Source organism: Chryseobacterium sp. 2TAF14, from assembly GCF_052115105.1.
GTDB lineage: Bacteria > Bacteroidota > Bacteroidia > Flavobacteriales > Weeksellaceae > Chryseobacterium.
The window spans coordinates 1-2,889 of record NZ_JBFRGA010000263.1 but is presented as its reverse complement, the minus strand read 5'-3'; the positions used below and the strand labels follow the sequence as shown (position 1 = coordinate 2,889).

General features: G+C 33.4%; 4 protein-coding genes and 1 riboswitch. Of the genes, 1 reads left to right on the top strand and 3 read right to left on the bottom strand.

The window, feature by feature from the left end; all coding sequences use genetic code 11:
- A partial coding sequence (locus tag AB4Y90_RS17150; protein ID WP_441558780.1) for a T9SS type A sorting domain-containing protein occupies window positions 1-357 on the top strand: 357 nt, incomplete at its 5' end.
- Window positions 358-448: 91 nt separating this feature from the next.
- Here the strand turns inward: AB4Y90_RS17150 and AB4Y90_RS17145 are convergent.
- The 3 genes from AB4Y90_RS17145 to AB4Y90_RS17135 all read right to left on the bottom strand — a co-directional run bounded on the left by AB4Y90_RS17145 (window position 449) and on the right by AB4Y90_RS17135 (window position 2,692).
- On the bottom strand, window positions 449-832 hold the full coding sequence (locus tag AB4Y90_RS17145; protein ID WP_441558779.1) for an acyl-CoA thioesterase: 384 nt from the start codon (window positions 830-832) through the stop codon (window positions 449-451).
- A 111-nt stretch (window positions 833-943) separates the two neighbouring features.
- Window positions 944-1,120: riboswitch (cobalamin riboswitch) on the bottom strand.
- A 77-nt stretch (window positions 1,121-1,197) separates the two neighbouring features.
- The gene (locus tag AB4Y90_RS17140; RefSeq protein ID WP_441558778.1) at window positions 1,198-1,995 is read right to left on the bottom strand and encodes a hypothetical protein; all 798 of its coding nucleotides are present in this window, start codon (window positions 1,993-1,995) and stop codon (window positions 1,198-1,200) included.
- Window positions 1,996-2,029: 34 nt separating this feature from the next.
- Complete coding sequence (locus AB4Y90_RS17135; protein ID WP_441558777.1) at window positions 2,030-2,692, bottom strand: ATP-binding cassette domain-containing protein; 663 nt, start codon at window positions 2,690-2,692, stop codon at window positions 2,030-2,032.
- Between the last annotated feature and the right edge of the window lie 197 nt (window positions 2,693-2,889).

Below are 2,889 nucleotides of genomic sequence, written 5' to 3'. Positions count from 1 at the left end.
TCGTTAAATCCACCAACAAATTACACCGGACCTTCATCAACTTCAACAACTGAAGTTCAGGGTAAAAAATACAAACCTATTGTTACTTTAATTGCCCAGAATTTAGGGGTTGCAGATGCGAGAACAGTAGGAGATGCTTCGATAAGTCCTAATCCAGCATCAGATTTTGTAACAATTAAAACAAAATTGACCATTAGTTCAGTTGATATATTGGATGCAAACGGACGAAACGTTATCAGTAATCTTTCGCTGAATAACGATAAAATTGATATAAGGAATCTTTCTTCCGGGGTTTATTTATTAAAAATTAACTATAAAGAAGGTCTTTCTACAACCAAAAAAATTATTAAAAAATAATTGAAAAAGTATCGGCGGGCCAAAGGCCCGCCGATACTGAAAAAAAAGATGATTTGATTTTCGGCGACAGAAGGTCGCCGAAAATCTTCTATTATAGTATTTGAATTGGTTTCTTAAACTCATCAATCGCCACAAAAGTAAAATCTCCCACAATGGCTCTTTCTCTTTCATAAGAATACATTTGTTCGGTATAGATTTCCACATTTACTTTCATACTTGTTGTTCCAACGTGTGAAACTTTTCCTATCAATTCCACGATCGTTCCTGCAGGAATAGGTTTTTTAAAATCAATTTTATCGCTGCTTACTGTTACTACACGTTTTCTTGCAAATCTTGTGGCGGTAATAAAGGCAACTTCATCCATCAGTTGCATGGCTGTTCCACCGAAAAGCGTATCGTAATGATTGGTTGTATTGGGAAAAACGGCTTTAAAAATTCGGGTTTCCGATGATTGAATTCTTTCTTCTGTAGTCATATTTCATTATTAAATTAAAGCGAATGAAATTATATTGAAACCAACAGAATTATTCAGGAACAAAAATTCCTGAATAAAATATGAGATCAATAAACTTCAGATCGCGAAAGTTTTTGTCTGAAGAAAAAGGCAGGTCTCCTGACTTGTAACATCTTTATTCCTTCCCATGCTTTTGCACAGTGGTTTTTATAAAGACTTCGGTTACTTACAGTTGCGCGACAGCTCGTGATTTTCACACGATTCCCTTTTAATCTGTAGTTAAACAGAACCAGTTTCCTGAAAAGTATCAGCATAAAGCATTCGCCAAAATGCTAAAGACTTTCCGGCTGCAAAAGTAAGAATAATAAAAGAATATTTGTAAAGAATTATTCGGGGTTGCTGTAAACAATCTGGCTGATCGCTCTTCCTTCCTTAATCGTCCAAAAAGTAGTGTACCTGTTTTCTCCCGAACCATTGATCATATAAAGGAAAATATAGTCATCATCAATTGAGGTAACGCCCATGTTTTCAAAATCCATCGTCGGGTTAAACATGTTTTTAATGGCTTCCCTTACGAAAACGGAACCTCTTCCCGGTTGCTGTACACGGATTGATTTTATTTCTTTTAAATCTTCAGGAAGTTCTTTTCCGAGTCCCCAGGTTTTTTGTTTGTCTATTTTAATGATATTCCCTTCTGCATCTTTCTCCTGCTTTTTAAATTTTGCGCTTGAAGGATAAATATCAATTACCACTTTCGTTCGTTGGGCAGTTGGTATTTTCTGATTATTATTGTCGGTAAAAGTAATCGATCTCCCGTTTTTAGATAATACCGGAGTAAACTTTGGAAGCTGATCGATAAATGCAATACGCTCTTTATTTACCATTCCTTCTTTATTTAGGCTGTCGTATCTTACAAACGGTTTTAGAAGCTCTTCTTTTTCGGGATATTTTATCCATATCCATTCAGTTTCTCCGGGAGCGGGTTTTACATAAACAAAAACGTCTCCTTTTTTCATCCTGATCTTGTCGACAATCTTACGGTAATCTTCTTTGTGTACACGCACCATTGCGTAACCTTCCTCGGCTTTTACAACACCAAAAGGAACTTTATTCTGAGCGTTAACCAGAGTAAAAGAAAAAATACTTAAAACCGATAAATAGATTGCTTTGCGGATCAAATTCATTTTTTGAAAAATATTTATAGCTCAAAGATATAAATTAAATAATTGTAGGCAGATAATTAAACCTTTTCAATTCTGTTAAATCTTTGATTGACTTTAAATGCCCGTCAGAAAGAAGAAAAATAGTATCCGAAATCTCTAAAACATCATGATATTGATGATCAGAAATTATAAATCCTTTAGTTACGCTTTGCTGTTTAATAATTGTTTTTATTTCGGTCACAATTTTCGGCGAAAGACTGTGGAAAGGCTCATCCAGTAAAATAAATTCGGCTTTAGAATAAATAATTAATAACGTTTCTACAATTCTGAGTTCTCCACCCGAAAGTGTATTTGAAGCCTCATTTAAAAAAGGTTTAATTAATTCTAAATCGGAAATTTTTTTGATATTCTCTTTATCACAAAACAGATCTATGAGATTTTTGATCTTTATATTCTTCGGTAACAAAAAATGTTGCGGTAAATAGGCGATCCTGTTTTTTCTGTCAAACTGATTCTTTAAAATCGTATCATTAAATTTTATGTATTGTGTAGAACCTTTAATTGTTCCGAAAATTATTTGAAACAATGTAGATTTTCTGGAGCCGTTTCTGCCTAAAATTCCGCAAACAGTACCGGTTTCACAGATTAAATAAACGTCTTTCAAAATATCTTTTTTACCAAAAGATTTTGTGATGCTGTCGATGTGAAGTTTGCTCATAGAATAGCGGAAATAAGTTTTAAAATAACACTAAAAGAAACCGTGACAATCCAAAGTGATATTCTGGAAAATCCAAAATTAGCATAGAAAAGATATTCATTTTTTAATCTTAATTCATAAATAAAATAATGCATCAACGGAAAAATAAAAAGAAAAGAAAAGCAGAAAGTGTTAAAATTTATTCCTGCAGGAAACGA

What these genes read in the sequence shown, in the direction of transcription:
- AB4Y90_RS17135 (WP_441558777.1), bottom strand. Translation starts at nt 2,692, where the DNA reads ATGAGCAAACTTCACATCGACAGCATCACAAAATCTTTTGGTAAAAAA.
- AB4Y90_RS17145 (WP_441558779.1), bottom strand. Translation starts at nt 832, where the DNA reads ATGACTACAGAAGAAAGAATTCAATCATCGGAAACCCGAATTTTTAAA.
- AB4Y90_RS17140 (WP_441558778.1), bottom strand. Translation starts at nt 1,995, where the DNA reads ATGAATTTGATCCGCAAAGCAATCTATTTATCGGTTTTAAGTATTTTT.